Source organism: Sedimentibacter sp. B4, from assembly GCF_000309315.1.
GTDB lineage: Bacteria > Bacillota > Clostridia > Tissierellales > Sedimentibacteraceae > Sedimentibacter > Sedimentibacter saalensis.
Genome location: NZ_CANG01000458.1, coordinates 1 through 372 on the forward strand (window position 1 = coordinate 1; position 372 = coordinate 372).

General features: G+C 71.2%; 1 protein-coding gene. It reads left to right on the plus strand.

Translation table 11 applies throughout. The features are described 5' to 3' along the window. Positions 1-372, plus strand: a 372-nt coding sequence (locus tag BN358_RS25500) for a CPBP family glutamic-type intramembrane protease (RefSeq protein ID WP_019229164.1), incomplete at both ends; no start/stop codon positions are given.

Consider the following 372-nt stretch of genomic DNA (forward strand, 5'->3'; position numbering starts at 1 on the left):
GTGCGAGCCTGATCCTGGGGGTCCTGTGGGCCGGCTGGCACCTGCCGTTCTTCCTCACCCCCGACCACGGTGGCGGGCCGGGCGCCGACGTCGCGGTCGTCGCAACCAACTTCGCGCTGTTCACCGCGATGGTCGTCGCCATGTCGGTCGTGTTCACGTTCGTGTACAACCGCACGGGCGGGAGCGTCTTCGCCACCGCCGTGCTGCACACCGCCATCGACACGCCCCAGCTGGTCTGGCTACCGCTGCTGCTGCCGGTCGGGATCGAGAACTCCGCGACCGGCGAGGGTCGGCTCGACCTCGCCGTCCTGGTGGCGTTCGGGGTGGTCGCGGTCGTGATCGCGGTCCTCACCCGTGGCCGCCTGGGTGCCG